Below are 16,344 nucleotides of genomic sequence, written 5' to 3' on the forward strand. Positions count from 1 at the left end.
TAACTCGACAAGGTGTCCGGATGTTGCCGAAATGCTGTCCGGATAATTCCGTTATGCTGTCCGGATGTTGCCGTTACGCTGTCCGGATGCTACCGGAATGGGTGTCCGGATGCGGCCGAAATATGCAGGATAAACCTTTTTTAATGTAGAATAATTCAGTAAAATAGCATCAGGTAAGTAGTTCCTGATATGATAAAAAATTACCATGCGCTGAAAAAACAATGGAGGGGTGTCTGTGGACCTTTTTTCTGATCAAGTGATGGTTTCTCTGGTAAAGGAATTAGACGCCGGTGCTCTGCGTCAAAGAGTGATGGCTAATAATATCGCCAATGTAAATACTCCATACTTTAAAAAAACTGTCGTGGAATTTGACAGTTTGTTGAAAAAGGCTCTCGGCCGGGAGCCGGTGGAGATGATAACGACGGATCCCAGGCACTTTGGCGGAAAACCTTCACTGGCCGAACTGAGGCCGGAAGTATCCCTTAGTAAAGAAACTACTATGCGCACTGATGGAAACAACGTTGACATTGACGAGGAAATGACGAACCTTGCGGCAAATAGCATGCAATACCAGGCGGTTGCCAAAGAATTGAGTGAACGTTATTCCGGTTTGAGCTACGTTATTACTGGCGGAAGGAGATAAATAAATGGCCGGTTTTTTCACTTCTTTTGCGATCAGCGCATCAGGTCTTACGGCGGAGAGATTGCGTTTGGACTTGATCTCCAATAATATTGCCAATATGAATACTACCGGCAGGCCGAATGATCCGAACAACCCCCCCTATCGCAGGAGAATTCCCTTATTTGCTCAGATATTGAGGCAGGAAGAGGATGCGGGTGTGTCACAGCCGCTTTTTAGTGGCGCGGGTGTACGGGTAACCAAGGTGTTGGAAGACAGCAACCCGCCGCGGTTGGTCTACGACCCTTCTCATCCTGACGCTGACGAAAAAGGCTATGTGGCTTACCCTAATATTAATGTTGTTAATGAAATGGTTAATATGATTACTGCCACCAGAGCTTATGAAGCGAACGTGACGGCTTTAAACGCCGCCAAAGATATCGCTTTGAAGGCGATGGAAATAGGGCGCGGTTAAGAGGAGGACAGGCAAATGCAAGTATCACCTGTTGGGCTGGCCCTGCCGGTGCAACCGGCGGGACCCGGGAACAAGCAGGAAAGCGGGGGGAGTTCTTTCGCCGACATGTTGAACGACTCCCTGAAAAAATTAAATGATAGCAAGGTGAACGCCGATAACTTGACGCTAAAGTTTCTTACAGGTGAAATACAAGATTTTCACCAGGTTGCCATAGCCATGCAGGAAGCTAGTTTGACTATGCAGCTGGCCGTTGAAGTAAGAAATAAAGTGATTGAGGCTTATCAGGAAGTTTCCCGTATGCAAGTGTAATGCTTTTGTTGAATTTAACGCGTTTATTTGGATGTTTGAGGTGGTTTGATTGAACCTAGGCGGCTCTCTAGCCATGGTCAAGGAGAGATGGCAGGCCTTAAGCCGAAATCAAAAGATAATCTCGGTCCTGGTCGCTGCCGGTGTTTTAGTATGTTTTATATATCTTGGACTTATTGTCACAAGACCTAGTTATGCACCCTTATTATCGGGACTTGATCCGAAGGAAGCTGGAGCTATCGCTGAAAAATTAAAGACAATGAAAATTCCATACCAGCTTGCCGACCAAGGGCAAACTATCAAGGTGCCGGAGTCTCAGGTTTATGAAGCAAGGATCCAGTTAGCCAGCAGTGGCGTGTTGGGTGGGGACGGCAAGGGGTTTGAGCTTTTTGACCAGAATAAGTTCGGGCAAAGCGATTTCGACCAGCAGGTTAACTACCAGCGGGCCTTGCAAGAAGAATTAAGGAGAACAATAATACACATTGAAGGAGTGCAAGATGCCAGGGTTCATCTGGTGCTTCCGCAAAAAAGCGTGTTTGTCAACGATCAGGGTACCCCAACCGCTTCGGTGGCTTTGACGTTAAAACCCGGGGCCCAACTGAAGCCCGAGCAGGTTCAGGGAATTTGTGATCTCTTTGTGGGCAGCGTGGAAGGGCTAAAGCCTGAAAATATTCATATTATAGATAACGCGGGGAATGTCCTTAGTGAAAACTTGAAGTTAAACAACAACCCGGATGTAGTGCTCACCAAGACTACTTTGGAGCAGCAAAAATTGCAGCGGGAATATGAAAAAGAGCTGGAAATAAGGATTCAGCAGATGCTTGCCAAGATCACCGGCCAAAATAATTCCGTGGCGATGGTCACCGCTGATCTTGATTTTAGCAAACAGCAAGTAACTAACACTACTAACACAAACCCGGACAATGTGAAGGTTAGCGAGCATACCATAAAGGAAACAGGTAAAGGCAGCACGTCAGGCGGCGCGGTGGGAACCGATTCTAACATTACTACTACTCCCTTTGCCCAGAGCGTCGACTCATCTAACTTCAGCAAAGAAGATAACACCATCAACTATCAGGTGAGTTCAAAACAAGAAACACTGGTTGCGGCGCCAGGCAGAGTGAAGCGCCTGTCCGCGGCAGTGGTTGTTAAAGATAACGCGGACAGCCCGGTTGACGTTACTAAGATCAAGGATGCCGTAGCTGCCGCCATGGGGTATGATCAAAGCCGCGGTGATCAAATCAGTGTCACCAGTATGGCATTTGACGACTCGCTTCAGAAAAAACTTGACGCGGAAGCTGCTCAGGAAAAAAGCGCCAAGGATAGAAGCAGGATATATATTATTGCCGCGGTCGCCGGAATTATTCTGCTAGCGTTACTGGTTCTACTGGTTATTTATCTGGTGAACCGGCGCCGCAGTGCCCAAGCGCAGTTTGAAGAAGAACAAGAGATAGAAGAAACCTTCATTCCGGTGGGAGTCCTGGAAGCGGAGCCGGAGCATGAAATCAAGGACGATAAACAAGAGCAAATACGGAAAATTGCTACCGAGAGACCTGACGATATTGCTGAAATTATAAAAGTTTGGATGAGGGATTAGGAGGGACGACATTGCAGCTTTCCAAGCTGACCGGTTCTCAAAAAGCGGCCATACTTTTGATCGCCTTGGGTTCGGACTTGTCGGCCAAGGTTTTGAAACAGCGTTTCGCGGATGCTGAGATTGAACAGCTTACTCAGGAAATCTCCAATATGATCAAAGTGCCTCCTGAAATCAAGTATGCTGTTTTTGATGAGTTTTTTGAACTGCACCGGGCGCGGGAATTCCTGATCCACGGTGGGATGGGTTACGCCAAGGAATTGCTTGAGAAAACCCTTGGTCAGCAAAAGGCTTCTGAAATACTGTCCAAGCTGACCAAGGAAATGAAGTCAGTACCTTTTAGCGCCTTGCGCAAGGCTGATCCAAAGTCGATTTTAAACATTATCCGTGAAGAACACCCGCAAACCGTGGCGCTGGTTCTTGCCCATCTAACCCCGGAGCAAGCCGGCATTATTCTGGCGTCCATGCCGCCCGATATGCAAAGTGATATTGCCAGGCGTGTCGCTATTATTGACCGCTTGACCCCAGATGTGATCAAGGATGTTGAAGCTGTGCTGGAAAGCAAGATTTCTTCAGTAGTACAACAGGACCACTCCGTGGTGGGCGGTGTCCAAGCCCTCGTGGATATTCTGAACAGGGTGGGCAGAAGCGCGGAAAAAGTGGTTTTGGAAGGTTTGGAAAGGGAAGACCCGGCGCTGGCGGAAGAAGTCAAGCGGCGCATGCTTGTATTCGAAGACATGATTATGCTCCCGGATAACTTCATCCAGAGAGTTTTAAGGGAGGTCAATTCAAAAGATCTGGCTATGGCTATGCGTGGCGCCGGTGAAGAGGTGAACGCCAGGATATATAAAAACCTGTCCAAACGCGCGGCGGAAATGCTCAAAGAGGAAATCGAATTTATGGGACCGGTACGTTTAAGAGAAGTGGAACAAGCGCAGCAGAAGATCGTGAATATCTTGCGCAAGCTTGACGAAAGCGGCGAAATTATCATCTCGCGGGGTGGCGAGGATGTACTTGTATAAGATTATCAAGAGTACTGATGTGCGGGATAGCAACTTGCAAATATTGCCGCTCAGGTTGTGTAATTTTGTTGGGGAACCCCAGTTCGGTGACGGAAATGGGGACAACGCAACCCAGGAGACAGATCTGGAAGAAAATATTGATTTAAGCGCCGAAATCTTGGCGCAGGCTGAAGAAACATTAAGCGAGGCTCGCGCTGCCGCGGACGAACTAATCAGACAAGCCCGGCTTGACGGTGAAAATATCAAGCAAGAAGCTTGCCGTCAAGCGGAGCTTGAAAGTGAACAGATCAAACTGGAAGCGCGCAAGACCGCATTTGACCAGGGGTATCGGGACGGCTACCAGGAAGGGATGGCAAAAGCGAAGGAAGACGGCGAAACGATCCGGGAAATGGCTCTGGATGTATTGAAACAGTCGGAAGAAAGTCGCCGCCAGACCCTGAGGTCACTTGAAGGTAATATTATCAATCTGGCCAGGGAAATAGCCGAAAGGCTTTTGTCAGCCCAGTTGTCTCTTGAACCGGAAATTGTCTGTAACGTGGCCATGGAATCGCTTCGCCTGGTTGCGGATAGACTCCAGGTGGTTCTGTACATAAACCCGTCGGAACTGGCGCTGTATGAAAAAAGGAAAGAAGAGATGAGAGGTCTGCTGCCGGCGAAGGCGGAGCTTCAAGTAATTGCTGACGCTTCGATTGAGCCGGGCGGGTGCAGGGTCGAAACTGAGAGTGGACGGGTGGACGCTACTATGGAAACGCGGCGGGTAGCGTTATTTAAAGCTCTTTACGGTGAGGAGGGCTAGTTTGTGGAAAGTGCTCCAATAGACCTGTCGGTATGGAGGTCGCGCATAAAAGAAGCCAACTTGCTGAAACTGACCGGCAGGGTCACCCGTGTTATCGGACTCACAGTCGAAGTGCAGGGAATCAATTCTCCAATTGGAGAGGTTTGCGGGATTAATGTGCCGGGTGAACCTGAGCCGGTCCGGGCTGAAGTGGTAGGTTTCCGTGACGGGAGCACACTGCTGATGCCGCTTGGCGAACTCAGGGGGATTTACCAGGGGTGCAGCGTTATTCCCACAGGCAAGCCGTTTTATGTTAAAGTGGGGGAACAACTGCTCGGCAGGGTATTGGACGGTCTGGGTCATCCTTTGGACGGTCTGGGTCCTCTGAACGGGCTTACTGAAGAATACGCGGTGGACAATCGTCCACCAAACCCGCTAAAGAGAAAACGTATATCCGAGGTGCTGTCAACCGGAGTGCGGGTGGTGGATGCGTTTCTTACCTGCGGCCGGGGTCAGCGTATCGGCATTTTCTCCGGCAGCGGGGTGGGAAAAAGTACCTTAATGGGAATGATCTCGCGGTACGGCAGCGCCGACGTTAACGTTATCGCCTTAATCGGGGAGCGCGGCCGGGAGGTGCTGGATTTTATTGAGACCGACCTCGGCCCGGAGGGTTTGGCCCGCTCGGTGGTTGTAGTGGCGACATCTGAGCAGCCCGCGCTGGTGCGCTTAAAAGGCGCCTTTGTCGCTTGCGCTATTGCCGAGTATTTCCGGAATCAGGCTAAAGATGTGCTGTTGATGATGGATTCGGTGACCAGGTTTGCCATGGCGCAGCGCGAGGTTGGCCTGGCTATCGGGGAGCCGCCCGCGACTAAAGGCTATACTCCCTCTGTGTTCGCGCTGTTGCCCCGGCTGCTTGAACGGCCGGGCATGTCCGACACCGGCTCAATTACAGCTTTTTTTACCGTGCTTGTAGACGGAGATGATTTGAATGAACCGATTTCCGACGCGGTGCGCGGCATCCTGGACGGGCATATCGTGCTGTCCCGTTCACTAGCTGCGGCCAACCATTACCCGGCAGTGGATGTGCTGAACAGTGTCAGCCGCTTGATGCCCGATATTACCTCGGAGGAGCACCGGGCGCAGGCCGGGAAGTTGCGTGACTGGCTGGCAGCTTACCGCCAGGCGGAAGACTTGATCAATATCGGCGCTTACGTGGCGGGTTCAAACCCGCGGGTTGACGAGGCTATCGCTTCCTACCAGGGAATTGTTGACTTCTTGAAGCAGGGAATGCACGAGCATAATAATTACGATGACACATTAAACAGGCTAAGTGCGATAGCTCATGGAAAGAGGTGATCAAGCATCGTTAAGTTTCATTTTCAGCTTGAGCCGGTTTTGCGGCATCGCGCCGCTAAAGAAGTTTCAGCGGAGCAGGCCCTAGCCATGGCACATCACGAATATAACCGGCGCCTGGCAATGCTCGAGAATACCAGACAGCGTCTGGAAGCGGCGTTTGATGTGGCTGAAGAAGATGCGGACGTTCTGGGAGTGGCGTATTTGTCCTTTTACAGGGCTTCATTAAACAAGAAAATTGATATACAAGAAAAGGATGTCAGTAATGCCGGCCTCGTTGTTGAGAGTAGGCGCAATGCCGCTGTTCGGGCCAGACAGGAGCGGCAGGTCATTGAGATGTTGAAGGATAAGCATTTGATGAACTACAAGCGTGAAGTGGCGGCCAGGGAGCAAAAAGAAGTGGATGAACTGGCCCTTTATGCCTACCAGCGACGGCTGGACAATCTCTGACAAAAGCTTATTCATTAGTTAGCTTGTTAAGGTTGCTAAATGATAAGAACAGGAGGGGTGTTGTTATGAAATTAAAGTTTTTCGGGATTTTGTTGGTTTCTTTGCTCGCAGTAGCTATTTTTTCAGGGGGTATGCCCGGGGTTTCCGTGGCTGCGGATGTGTATCTGCCGATTCCGGGTGATAATAGCGTTTCGCAATGGGTGTATACTTCAACAACTGCAACTAAAGGTTGGACCAAGCTAAGTGCTATAAGCAAGAGTGTTGAGATTAATTTCGGCAAAGATAATTACCTTTTATTCAATAATAATATTAGCGGTGAAGGCATCAATGTTATTCTTAGGGATAAAACAATATTCCCCACTAATGACAGTTCCAGCATTAACGGTTCCTTTGCTCAGTCGGTTGATCCTAGTCCACCCCATGCTTATATTAATCATACAAATGACTGGATAGTAAAACCACTTTCCCCTGTATACACAATAGTCCCTAGTCAGACACTAACTGCAAGTAATGGTCCATTACCTGGATATAGCTTTGTTTCGCCCTCAACAATTACATTAAAGTATAACAGCAATATATCGGATTCTTATGAAACTGTGAGCGTTCTTTATCGTATTGATGACAACTCCCCCTGGGAGATACTGCCAGGGTTGGTGAACTCCGGTTCAAAGACAGTTACCGCTACTTTTACCACGAACGGCTTCGGCAGCTATTGCGTGGTTAACTTAGACAGTGATTTCAATGAGTTTTCACAGGAGATCGCGAGCGTCAACTGGTCACAGCAATATGTTCAATCACTGTGGAATAAAGGGATCATGAGTCAAACCGGGAGTAACGGGTACTTTGGACTTGTTGACGGTTCAAGCAATGAATACAATACGACCCGCGGCGAGTTCGCTTCAATGCTTGTAAAGGGTATGAGGCTTCCACTAGCCAGTCTGGACAATAACATTTTTTCCGATGTGACTTCTGCTAGTCCTTCATTGTTTGCTGATGGTGTACATTATGAATATTACTATCCGCAATGGCGTGAAAACGTTTGTACCGCGGCAAGTTACGGGCTTTTCAACGGTATCAGGACCGCTGGTGGTTCTCTGGTGTTTCAACCCACTGCGCCTGTAACGCGCGAACAGGCGGCTGCTTTGATCGCGCGTGCAGTAAATCTTAAGGTGGATTACATGGATGATCCCTCTAATGATAAGGTTTTAACTGCATTAAAAAAAATGTATGCTGATAATGATGACTATTTGAATATTAGCGTCTGGGCAAGACCTTATGTGCTTGCTGTTTCCAAGGCAAAATACATGTCAGGAACACTTAATGCAACTACCAAAAAATACAGCTTCAACCCAACGGATCCCATTACCCGTGCTGAAACAGCGAAAATTATTCAAAAGGTACTGAAGAACAAAAAGCTTATCTAAAGAGGAAGTCATCCGAAAAAGTGTGCCTCTTGATATAAATTTCTTGGAAAGGAGGTGAAAAATATGCAAATAGCGGCTGTTAATAATGTGTTGGTTTCACGGAAGGGAAACGGGACATTATCTGGAGATTCGGCGGACGCAGGAGGGTTTGACATGGCCATGGCTGCCATGCTGGCACTGCTAAATCCACAGCCCCCCGGAGCAAGCCAGGTTTCCGCCGGTTCCGGCGATGACAGTATCAATGCTCAAATTGCCGGGACTAGTAGTGGTGGTTTTGTTGACGTGCCAATAGTATCAGGTGAATTACCGGGAAATATGTTGATTGTGAGGCCGGCTTCTTCGCAACAGGACGCAGAATCAGTTGGTGGCGAAGCATTGGTGAATAGTAACACTACCACTGAAATAGCGCAAATACCCATGCCGGAAGTGCTTCCGGATACAACCCAGGTTATTACGGTAACAAACTCGCCTGAAGGTTTAATTAATCAATCACCGGGAGTGCTGCCGGACACAGCGCAGACTATTACGGTAACAACTCAGAATATTGCGGTAACAAATTCGCCTGAGAGTTTAATTAATCAATCACCGGAAATGCTTCCGGACACAGCCCAGGCTATTACAGTCACAACCTCACCTGAAGATTTGATTAATCAATCACCGGATGTGCCGCCGGACACGGCCCAAGCTATTATAGTCACAACTTTGCCTGAAAGTATAGCTAATCAATCAGCGGACCTTACCGGGCAAACAACCCAAGCTGTTTTATTTACGGAGGTAGAAGGGGAAGCGCAAAACAATCAGGCAATAGCTGGTAACAGCGCCATCACTGTGCAACCGGGAGACACTGCTAAGGTACAACCTCCTGCCACTGATAATAATATTTTTGCATCCGTGGTGATTTCAGAAGCAGGTAATGTGTCCGATAGCCAAGGAGTGCCAGGAAAAAATTCGGCTGTTCAGGATATACAATCCGACAACGTTTCGTTTGTTCCGATATCTGAAGCAACTTATGTTGCAGACTCTTCTGTTAATAACGATATAGGGCAGAGTTTGCAAGTTGTGTCTGATGCCGGAAATGCAAACGCAGTAGTCGCTGGGGTAAACACCACTGAAACGGATAATGTTGTTACAACGCAGTCTGAGCCTGAGAACGTGAACAATCCGGCTTCCGGTTCAATAGCTGCAGGAGAGCCACAGTTAACATCTGAAAAGAAAATTGTTACTTTTGTTTCGGAAAACGCTGTGATTAAACCGGATGTGGAGAACCAGTCCGGAGTCGTAACAGCGGAACAACAGCGTAATCCGGAATTAGCCTACCAGGGTGGCAATGAAAACAAGCTGCTGAATAACAAGCCAAAGGGACCACAAACCGCGGATGAGAGTAAAAATATAATATCGAACGATACAGTTCCGGCGGGAAAAGTTGATTCCAACAATGGATTGGGGACAGGCAATACGACTGATAATAGCGCTCAATTCCCTGCGCAGGTTGCCACTGACAGCTTAAAAGGAGTACCTTTGTCCAACCTCAGAGATAGGGTGCTTCAGGAAATAAGGCATGTATATAACAACATTGGCAATGACAATCGGCAAACACAGGTACAGCTAAAACTTGAGCCTGAGCAATTGGGACAGCTCACGATTAAACTTTATTTTCATAAAGGTGAATTAAACGCCCACTTTTACACCGCGAACAATAGCGTGAAAGAGGTTCTGGAAGGTTCGCTGCAGCAGTTAAGGACTTCCCTCGGCCAGCAGGATTTGAAATTAAATGAGGCGTTTGTGTTCGTCGGCAACGGCAGCCAGGACAATTCGAATTTTTATTATCAGGGAAGGAATCAGAGCGGCACAGTTCAATTCGGTAGCAATAACTACCATAAAGACAGTGACATTCCGGTTGAGCCTGCACAGTCCGGCAGGACCGAAACTGGTTCGAGTTCCCGGCAGGTTGACTATTTAGTATAAACAGGATGTGATGTTTTAATGGAAGTAAATTCAACCACTAATGATTATTCGTATCCAACGGAAGCGAAAAGGAAAGATCCTGTAAAGACACTTGACAAGGATGCGTTTCTCCAGTTGTTCGTAACTCAGTTGCAAAACCAGGACCCAGCCAGCCCGCAGGATACAAGCGCATTTATTTCGCAAATGGCTCAATTTACCATGCTTGAGCAATTGACAAATATGAATACAGAAATCACCAAGCTCAAACTTTCGCAGGAGATGGGTCAGGCGTCGGCGCTAATCGGACATCAGGTGAAAATTACCGCCGATAGTACTGATAGTTCCGGTAGTTCCGTTATTAATGAAGTTTCTGGTCAGGTGGAAAAAGTCACACTTACAGGTGATACTGTGCAAGTATATGTAAATGGAACTGCTTATGGGCTGGATAAGGTGACCGAAATCAAGTAGGAGTGGTGCGAGATGAACCATAACATTAGTTCAATCCTGCCTGTTGCGCCGCTTCCGGTCATACCGGCAACTGGGGGCGGACAGTCGCCGCGGAAAGACGATAAGCTGTCCTTTCAGGAAGCAGTTCAGCGGGAGATTGAAAAAAACCAGGGATTAAAGATCTCGGCACACGCCGAAAAACGGCTAAAAGAAAGGAATATTGTTTTAGCTCAGGATGATCTGGCCAAGATTAATACGGCTGTAAAACAGGCTGAATCCAAGGGGGCGCGGGAATCATTGATAATCTACGGTGATTTGGCTTTGATTACCAGCGTACGCAATAAAACAATAGTAACAGCCATGGACGGAAACTTTGCGACGGACCACGTTTTTACCAACATAGACAGCGCGGTGATTGTAAAGTAAACGAGCTTCAAAAAATATTTCACAGCCGGCCCGAAAGGAGGCTGTGCAGCCGCCGAACGACTGAGGCGGCTATCAAAAAGGAGGATAAATAATGATTAGATCTCTTTTTTCCGGCGCTTCGGGTATGAAAAACCACCAGATCAGAATGGATGTTATCGGCAACAATGTCGCCAATGTCAACACAACCGGCTTTAAAGGCAGCAGGACTAATTTCCAGGATATTCTTTACCAGACGGTACGTTATCCCAGTGCCGGCGTTGATAACATAGGTGGAATCAACCCGTCTCAAGTCGGTCTGGGCGTGATGGTTTCCAGCATCACCAACAATACCGGCCAGGGTGGTTTGCAGAATACCGGCCGCTCACTGGACCTTGCCGTCAACGGTAACGGCTGGTATGTATTGTCGACTAACGGAGAAGCTGTGGCGGGAACTGGTGAAATTAATGAAAGGTATTCCAGAGAGGGGATATTCTATATTGATAATGTAGGTAATATCGTTAATTCAAGCGGCTACAACCTTTGCGATGTTGGGGGTAATCCTATCCAGCTTGATATCGCCTCAAGCGGGGTTGCGACTATAAATATTTCGAAAGACGGGTGGATTTCTTACACTCTATTGGATGGTACAAAAAATGACAATGCTTTTCAGATAGGCCTGGCCATGTTTCCCAACCAGGATGGCCTGGAGCGCGATGGACTGAATATGTATAAAATTTCGCCAACCAGCGGTAATGCTGTTGAAGTGTTCGGAGCTCCGGGCGGCACTACAGGCGGATATGGCACGATCAACTCCGGTTTCCTGGAAATGTCCAACGTGGATTTAACAGACGAATTCGTTAACATGATTACCACTCAGCGCGGTTACCAGGCTAATGCCAGGACGGTTACTACTTCCGACCAGATTTTGGAGGAATTGTTAAATATCAAACGGTAGCTGAGTTTCTACCTTTACATGCAGTATCTTATTTGGCTGTAATGCATAGTTTGTTTATAGAATCCAAGAAAAGTAGGTGTGGCCGTGCCAAAGGACAGTGAAAAACCTCAGGGAAAAGGAACGAAAAAAGATAAGCCTAAAAAGAAAAAAATACTACTGATTTTGCTTATAGTCCTGGTGGTTTTAGCCGGTTCTGCGGCCGGCTGGTATTTCTTTTTTAAAAGTCCGGCCGGGGATAGCGCGGTGGCAAAGAAGGCCAGTAGTGTAGAAGAAACGAAAGCGCCTGAAAAAAATACAAAAGCAAAAGAAGTACAAAATGAAAAGCTGGATCTGGGCGAGGTGGTGGTGAATCTTTCCGGTGACGGGGGAGGACACTACCTCAGGGTGAAGGTTGTTATAGAGTATCCTAAGGATAATAAAGATCTGGCCAAGGAATTAAAAGACAAGCAGCATCAAGTAATGGATACTTTGATTTCCACTTTGCGCACTAAAACGCTTACTGACGTCACTTCCACCGGTTCGGTAGAGAATCTTAAAAAAAGCTTGCTTAAAGAAATCAATAATAATTTGAAAACCGGAGATATTGCCGGGATATTCTTCACGGATTTTCTGGTCCAGTAGGGGGAAGCGCTTTGATGACCGAAGAGGAAATCAGGTCTCTTCTAGGCGGCCCGCGAAAAGGCGAGGTTGAAATTAGAAAAGTACAATTTCCTTCATTAAAACCGGCTGCAGAAATGGAAAACCTGAAAACAGGCCTGTTTCACCTTGATGATGTTTACATTGAGATAAGCGTTGAGCTTGGCCAAGGAGAGCTTAAGCTGGGGGAATTACTGAGCCTGGAGGAAGGTTCTGTGCTAAGACTTGATAAAGCTGTGGGTGAATCGGTTGAAGTGAATATTAACCAGCAAAGGTTTGCCAAAGGAGAAGTTATAGTAGTTAATGATGTGTTTAACGTCCGGATTAATGCCATCAACAAGACGCAAAATCTAAAATTGTCGGAAGGCTTGCTATGAGCAATGATTTAATCTGGGCTGCGGTACGTGTTCTGGTTGCTTTACCGCTTGTTCTTTTGATGGCTTACCTGGTATTGAAGTACGGCCTAGCTAAGCGATATGCGGCAACACCGGGCAAAAACCGGATGAAGCTGGTTGAGCAGCTTCCCCTGGGGCCTAAAACGGTCTTAAGTCTGGTTGGCTTGGGTGAGAAATATTACTTGCTGGCCCACCAGGACAACTCTATTCAATTAATTAAGGAACTGGATGAGTTGCCTTTACAGGAAAAGATAGTGGTAGAAGAGGTTATGGAGTTGACCCCCCGGGCCATAAAAGAAATCGATCAGAACCGGGGAACCGGTAAAACCGGGGAAACAGGGCCAATTCCCGGCCGCTTAAAAAAGGGGAAATATATTTTTAAGGCTGGTCTGGTTGCTTTGGACAAGCTGCGTTCACAAGTTGCTTCTCACAGTGGAGCCAACATGAAACATGGAAACAAACCTGATAGGTAACGGTGAAATGAGTGAAAAGTTTGAAGGCTAAGCTCACGGTCCTTCTTTTACTATTAGCGGTAATATTTTTATTGACCACGGAAGCGGCGGCCGCGCCGCTTCCGGCTGTTGACCTGAACGTTCATCCTTCTGACAGCCCGGAGCAGGTGGTAGACACTGTTAAACTGCTTGTCCTGTTGACTCTATTATCACTGGCGCCTGCTTTCCTGGTGATGATGACTTCTTTTACCAGGATCGTGATTGTTCTTTCACTGTTGCGCACAGCCCTGGGAGTGCCATTGATCCCAAGCAATCAGGTTATAGTAGGTCTTGCTTTGTTTCTAACAGCTTTTATTATGGCGCCAACCTACAAACAGATCAATGAGGAGGCGCTGCAACCATACTTGAATAATCAGGTCGGGCAGCAAGAAGCGCAGAACCTGGCGGCTAGGCCTCTGCAGAGCTTTATGATCAGGCAGACCAGGGAAAAAGACCTGGGGCTGTTTGTAAATCTGGCGAAAATGGAAAAGCCGGAGAAACCGGAAGATGTGCCTTTATATGTGGTGATACCTGCATTTGTTATCAGCGAATTGAAAACGGCCTTTGAAATCGGGTTTTTGCTTTTTATACCTTTCCTGGTTATTGATATGGTTGTGGCCAGCATCCTGATGGCAATGGGTATGTTTATGCTTCCACCGGTGATGATTGCGTTGCCTTTTAAGCTGCTTCTCTTTGTAATGGTAGACGGCTGGTCGCTGGTTGTTAAATCCCTGGTGGAGAGCTTCCGGTGAGGAGGGAAAAGTTTTGAGCCAAACTTTTGTGGTTCACTTGGCGCGTGAAGCTTTGTTCATGGTATTGCTCCTCGCGGGACCTTCTATGGCTGTCGCGCTTTTAATCGGACTGCTGATTAGTGTTCTCCAGGCCACCACCCAGATCCAGGACCAAATGTTGAATATGGTGCCGAAGATCGTGGGGATGTTCTTAACTTTGCTGTTGCTGGGTTCATGGATGCTTAAAAGCGTGATCAATTACACAACCAACCTCTTTAACCAGATACCTAATTTACTACATTAGCCGGGGTGTTGATATTTGCCCGACATAAGCCAGGTTATGGCCTTCTTCTTGGTGTTTTTAAGGGCTGCAGCCTTCATGATTTCCGGACCGCTTTTTGGTTTCAGGGGTATTCCTCCGCTTTTTAAAGTCGGGTTTTCCCTGGCGTTGGCTGTTGTTCTTTTCCCTACAGCCGCCGCCAACCTGGCGACACTACCCGGAGGAGTCTGGGGATTTGGGCTGGCGGTGATCAGTGAAATTGGCGTCGGCTTGATGTTAGGCACTACGGTTACAATTATTCTTAACAGTATCCGGATGGCCGGACAGATGATTGATATGCAGATAGGTTATTCGATGGCTTCTTTGGTTGACCCGATGAACGGATCGCAAAACACGCTGTTAGCCCAGTATCTGTACCTGCTGTCATTGATTCTCTTCCTTATGCTAGACGGCCATTATACCTTGATTATGGGCCTGGCAAAAAGCTACCAGCTTGTGCCGTTAAGCGCGGCAGCCCTTAACGGCAGCGTGCCGCTTGTGCTGATCAAAACATTTTCCGGAGCGTTTACCATCGCGTTACAGGTAAGTGCGCCCGTTTTAGCTGTATTGCTGGTGAGTGACCTGGCACTTGGCTTTTTATCACGTACCACACCTCAGATTAATGTTTTCCTTACCGGTTTTCTTGTTAAAATAGTGGTCGGTATATTGACCTTGAGCTTTTTAATCCCTCTGCTCGGGACTGTCTTTCATTCATTGATTAACATGATCGAAAGAGATTTATATTCACTGATGAGAGCGTTGATATAAATGGCCGGCAGCGCACAAGAAAAAACAGAACAGGCGACACCCAAGCGTTTAGAGGAGGCGCGGCGAAAGGGGCAGGTGGCCAAAAGCGCTGATTTGACCGGTGCTTTGTGTCTGTTGGCGATAGTTGTTTTGCTATTTGCCATAAAAGACACCTTTTTTCTGGAGCTGCAACGTTATTTGACCGGCTATTTCAGTGAGGTCGGCCGTCATTACGGTTCGAATTACAACCCGCTGCTGTCGATTAGAGATGCCGTGATGTTTTTCATGAAAGTGCTCGCTCCTTTTTTTGGTGTGGCTTTGCTGGTAGTTATAGCCTCCAACGTGGCTCAAGTTGGTTTCCTTTTTTCCAGCGAGGCGTTGCGGCCCAACCTGGATACGTTAAATCCACTGTCGGGCTTGCAACGTATGTTTTCCCGCCGCAGCCTGGTTGAGTTAGTCAAGTCGGTTTTAAAGTTTTCCATTATCGGAGGGATCACATATCTATTAATTAGAAAAAATCTGGATAGCCTTCTTGTGCTGTTCAACTGCTCACCATGGGGTATTTACCAGGTTATCGTCGGTTTTATTATTAAGGTTGCCTTCTATGCCGGACTTTGTTACCTGGTTTTATCGCTGTTTGATTATCTTTACCAACGATGGGAATACAATAAAAACCTGATGATGAGCAAGCAAGAGGTGAAAGATGAATTCAAGCAGATGGAAGGCGACCAGCAGATTAAGTCCAAACGGCGGGAGGTCCACCGCAATATTTCGATGAACCGGATTGCCAAGGAAGTGCCCCAAGCCACTGTGGTAGTAACCAACCCTACCCGCCTGGCGGTTGCCCTGCGCTACGAACAGGGCGAGATGGCGGCGCCGCGTCTGGTGGCTAAAGGCGCCGGGCATTTTGCCTCGCGGATCAAAGAAATTGCCCGGGATAATGGTGTCCCGGTCATTGAGAATAAAGAAGTGGCGCAGTTTATTTATAAGAATGTTGATATTGACCAGGAAATACCCCTGGAAATTTACCAGGCGGTAGCGCAAATCCTGGCCATGGTTTACCGGCTGAAGGCTAAAGAAAACTATCGTTCTTATTAATAAGTACTCAGGAGTCAGTAGTCAGGAGTCAGAATAAAAAAACCGTTATTATTTGAATTATTCTAAGTGCTGAACATTGAATTCTGAATACTTGATCTAAATACTTGTTCAGTAATCAGTATTCAGAAGTCAGTAGTCAAGTAAAGAATGTCTATTGT

20 protein-coding genes are annotated in these 16,344 nt (G+C 47.4%); all 20 read left to right on the top strand.

Features of this window, described 5'->3' with window-relative positions; all coding sequences use genetic code 11:
* Positions 1-235 precede the first annotated feature (235 nt).
* The 20 genes from flgB (at position 236) to flhB (ending at position 16,186) form a co-directional block, all read left to right on the top strand.
* Complete coding sequence (gene flgB / locus L7E55_RS13205) at positions 236-643, top strand: flagellar basal body rod protein FlgB (protein WP_277444753.1); 408 nt, start codon at positions 236-238, stop codon at positions 641-643.
* 4 nt (positions 644-647) lie between these two features.
* Positions 648-1,094: a flagellar basal body rod protein FlgC gene (flgC, locus tag L7E55_RS13210; RefSeq protein ID WP_277444754.1), complete on the top strand. Its 447-nt coding sequence runs from the start codon at positions 648-650 to the stop codon at positions 1,092-1,094.
* 15 nt (positions 1,095-1,109) lie between these two features.
* Complete coding sequence (gene fliE / locus L7E55_RS13215) at positions 1,110-1,403, top strand: flagellar hook-basal body complex protein FliE (RefSeq protein ID WP_277444755.1); 294 nt, start codon at positions 1,110-1,112, stop codon at positions 1,401-1,403.
* A gap of 49 nt (positions 1,404-1,452) precedes the next feature.
* Complete coding sequence (gene fliF / locus L7E55_RS13220; protein WP_277444756.1) at positions 1,453-2,997, top strand: flagellar basal-body MS-ring/collar protein FliF; 1,545 nt, start codon at positions 1,453-1,455, stop codon at positions 2,995-2,997.
* Positions 2,998-3,008: 11 nt separating this feature from the next.
* A complete protein-coding gene (gene fliG, locus L7E55_RS13225; protein ID WP_277444757.1) occupies positions 3,009-4,016 on the top strand; it encodes a flagellar motor switch protein FliG in 1,008 nt (335 codons plus the stop codon).
* Positions 4,003-4,812 carry a FliH/SctL family protein gene (locus L7E55_RS13230; RefSeq protein ID WP_277444758.1) on the top strand — a complete coding sequence of 270 codons (810 nt, stop codon included), beginning with the start codon at positions 4,003-4,005 and terminating at the stop codon, positions 4,810-4,812. The genes fliG and L7E55_RS13230 overlap by 14 nt, the downstream gene beginning before the upstream one ends.
* Before the next feature lie 3 nt (positions 4,813-4,815).
* On the top strand, positions 4,816-6,147 hold the full coding sequence (fliI, locus tag L7E55_RS13235; RefSeq protein ID WP_277444759.1) for a flagellar protein export ATPase FliI: 1,332 nt from the start codon (positions 4,816-4,818) through the stop codon (positions 6,145-6,147).
* Between the two features lie 6 nt (positions 6,148-6,153).
* On the top strand, positions 6,154-6,594 hold the full coding sequence (gene fliJ, locus L7E55_RS13240; protein WP_277444809.1) for a flagellar export protein FliJ: 441 nt from the start codon (positions 6,154-6,156) through the stop codon (positions 6,592-6,594).
* A gap of 65 nt (positions 6,595-6,659) precedes the next feature.
* Positions 6,660-8,018, top strand: coding sequence for an S-layer homology domain-containing protein (locus L7E55_RS13245; RefSeq protein WP_277444760.1), 1,359 nt, complete (start codon positions 6,660-6,662; stop codon positions 8,016-8,018).
* 63 nt (positions 8,019-8,081) lie between these two features.
* The gene (locus L7E55_RS13250) at positions 8,082-9,983 is read left to right on the top strand and encodes a flagellar hook-length control protein FliK (protein ID WP_277444762.1); all 1,902 of its coding nucleotides are present in this window, start codon (positions 8,082-8,084) and stop codon (positions 9,981-9,983) included.
* An 18-nt stretch (positions 9,984-10,001) separates the two neighbouring features.
* Positions 10,002-10,430, top strand: coding sequence for a flagellar hook assembly protein FlgD (locus L7E55_RS13255; protein WP_277444763.1), 429 nt, complete (start codon positions 10,002-10,004; stop codon positions 10,428-10,430).
* 12 nt (positions 10,431-10,442) lie between these two features.
* A complete protein-coding gene (locus tag L7E55_RS13260) occupies positions 10,443-10,835 on the top strand; it encodes a TIGR02530 family flagellar biosynthesis protein (protein WP_277444764.1) in 393 nt (130 codons plus the stop codon).
* Between the two features lie 91 nt (positions 10,836-10,926).
* Positions 10,927-11,769 (top strand): flagellar hook-basal body complex protein, encoded by an 843-nt coding sequence (locus tag L7E55_RS13265; protein ID WP_277444765.1) that lies wholly within the window; start codon positions 10,927-10,929, stop codon positions 11,767-11,769.
* An 84-nt stretch (positions 11,770-11,853) separates the two neighbouring features.
* A complete protein-coding gene (locus L7E55_RS13270) occupies positions 11,854-12,390 on the top strand; it encodes a flagellar basal body-associated FliL family protein (RefSeq protein ID WP_277444766.1) in 537 nt (178 codons plus the stop codon).
* Between the two features lie 14 nt (positions 12,391-12,404).
* Positions 12,405-12,782, top strand: a complete 378-nt coding sequence (locus L7E55_RS13275; RefSeq protein WP_277444810.1) for a FliM/FliN family flagellar motor switch protein — start codon at positions 12,405-12,407, stop codon at positions 12,780-12,782.
* Positions 12,779-13,273, top strand: coding sequence for a flagellar biosynthetic protein FliO (locus L7E55_RS13280; protein WP_277444767.1), 495 nt, complete (start codon positions 12,779-12,781; stop codon positions 13,271-13,273). Before L7E55_RS13275 ends, L7E55_RS13280 begins: the two co-directional genes overlap by 4 nt.
* An 11-nt stretch (positions 13,274-13,284) precedes the next feature.
* Positions 13,285-14,043 (top strand): flagellar type III secretion system pore protein FliP, encoded by a 759-nt coding sequence (gene fliP, locus L7E55_RS13285; protein ID WP_277444768.1) that lies wholly within the window; start codon positions 13,285-13,287, stop codon positions 14,041-14,043.
* 13 nt (positions 14,044-14,056) lie between these two features.
* Positions 14,057-14,326, top strand: a complete 270-nt coding sequence (gene fliQ / locus L7E55_RS13290) for a flagellar biosynthesis protein FliQ (RefSeq protein ID WP_277444769.1) — start codon at positions 14,057-14,059, stop codon at positions 14,324-14,326.
* A 15-nt stretch (positions 14,327-14,341) separates the two neighbouring features.
* Positions 14,342-15,109 carry a flagellar biosynthetic protein FliR gene (fliR, locus tag L7E55_RS13295; RefSeq protein WP_277444770.1) on the top strand — a complete coding sequence of 256 codons (768 nt, stop codon included), beginning with the start codon at positions 14,342-14,344 and terminating at the stop codon, positions 15,107-15,109.
* Complete coding sequence (gene flhB, locus L7E55_RS13300; RefSeq protein WP_277444771.1) at positions 15,110-16,186, top strand: flagellar biosynthesis protein FlhB; 1,077 nt, start codon at positions 15,110-15,112, stop codon at positions 16,184-16,186.
* Positions 16,187-16,344: the final 158 nt, after the last annotated feature.

This window comes from Pelotomaculum isophthalicicum JI (assembly GCF_029478095.1).
GTDB lineage: Bacteria > Bacillota > Desulfotomaculia > Desulfotomaculales > Pelotomaculaceae > Pelotomaculum_D > Pelotomaculum_D isophthalicicum.

Excerpts from the sequence above, each read along its gene's own strand:
- flgC (WP_277444754.1), top strand. The coding sequence starts at position 648 with ATGGCCGGTTTTTTCACTTCTTTTGCGATCAGCGCATCAGGTCTTACG.
- fliE (WP_277444755.1), top strand. The coding sequence starts at position 1,110 with ATGCAAGTATCACCTGTTGGGCTGGCCCTGCCGGTGCAACCGGCGGGA.
- L7E55_RS13230 (WP_277444758.1), top strand. The coding sequence starts at position 4,003 with ATGTACTTGTATAAGATTATCAAGAGTACTGATGTGCGGGATAGCAAC.
- L7E55_RS13245 (WP_277444760.1), top strand. The coding sequence starts at position 6,660 with ATGAAATTAAAGTTTTTCGGGATTTTGTTGGTTTCTTTGCTCGCAGTA.
- L7E55_RS13250 (WP_277444762.1), top strand. The coding sequence starts at position 8,082 with ATGCAAATAGCGGCTGTTAATAATGTGTTGGTTTCACGGAAGGGAAAC.
- L7E55_RS13255 (WP_277444763.1), top strand. The coding sequence starts at position 10,002 with ATGGAAGTAAATTCAACCACTAATGATTATTCGTATCCAACGGAAGCG.
- L7E55_RS13260 (WP_277444764.1), top strand. The coding sequence starts at position 10,443 with ATGAACCATAACATTAGTTCAATCCTGCCTGTTGCGCCGCTTCCGGTC.
- L7E55_RS13265 (WP_277444765.1), top strand. The coding sequence starts at position 10,927 with ATGATTAGATCTCTTTTTTCCGGCGCTTCGGGTATGAAAAACCACCAG.
- L7E55_RS13275 (WP_277444810.1), top strand. The coding sequence starts at position 12,405 with ATGACCGAAGAGGAAATCAGGTCTCTTCTAGGCGGCCCGCGAAAAGGC.
- L7E55_RS13280 (WP_277444767.1), top strand. The coding sequence starts at position 12,779 with ATGAGCAATGATTTAATCTGGGCTGCGGTACGTGTTCTGGTTGCTTTA.
- flhB (WP_277444771.1), top strand. The coding sequence starts at position 15,110 with ATGGCCGGCAGCGCACAAGAAAAAACAGAACAGGCGACACCCAAGCGT.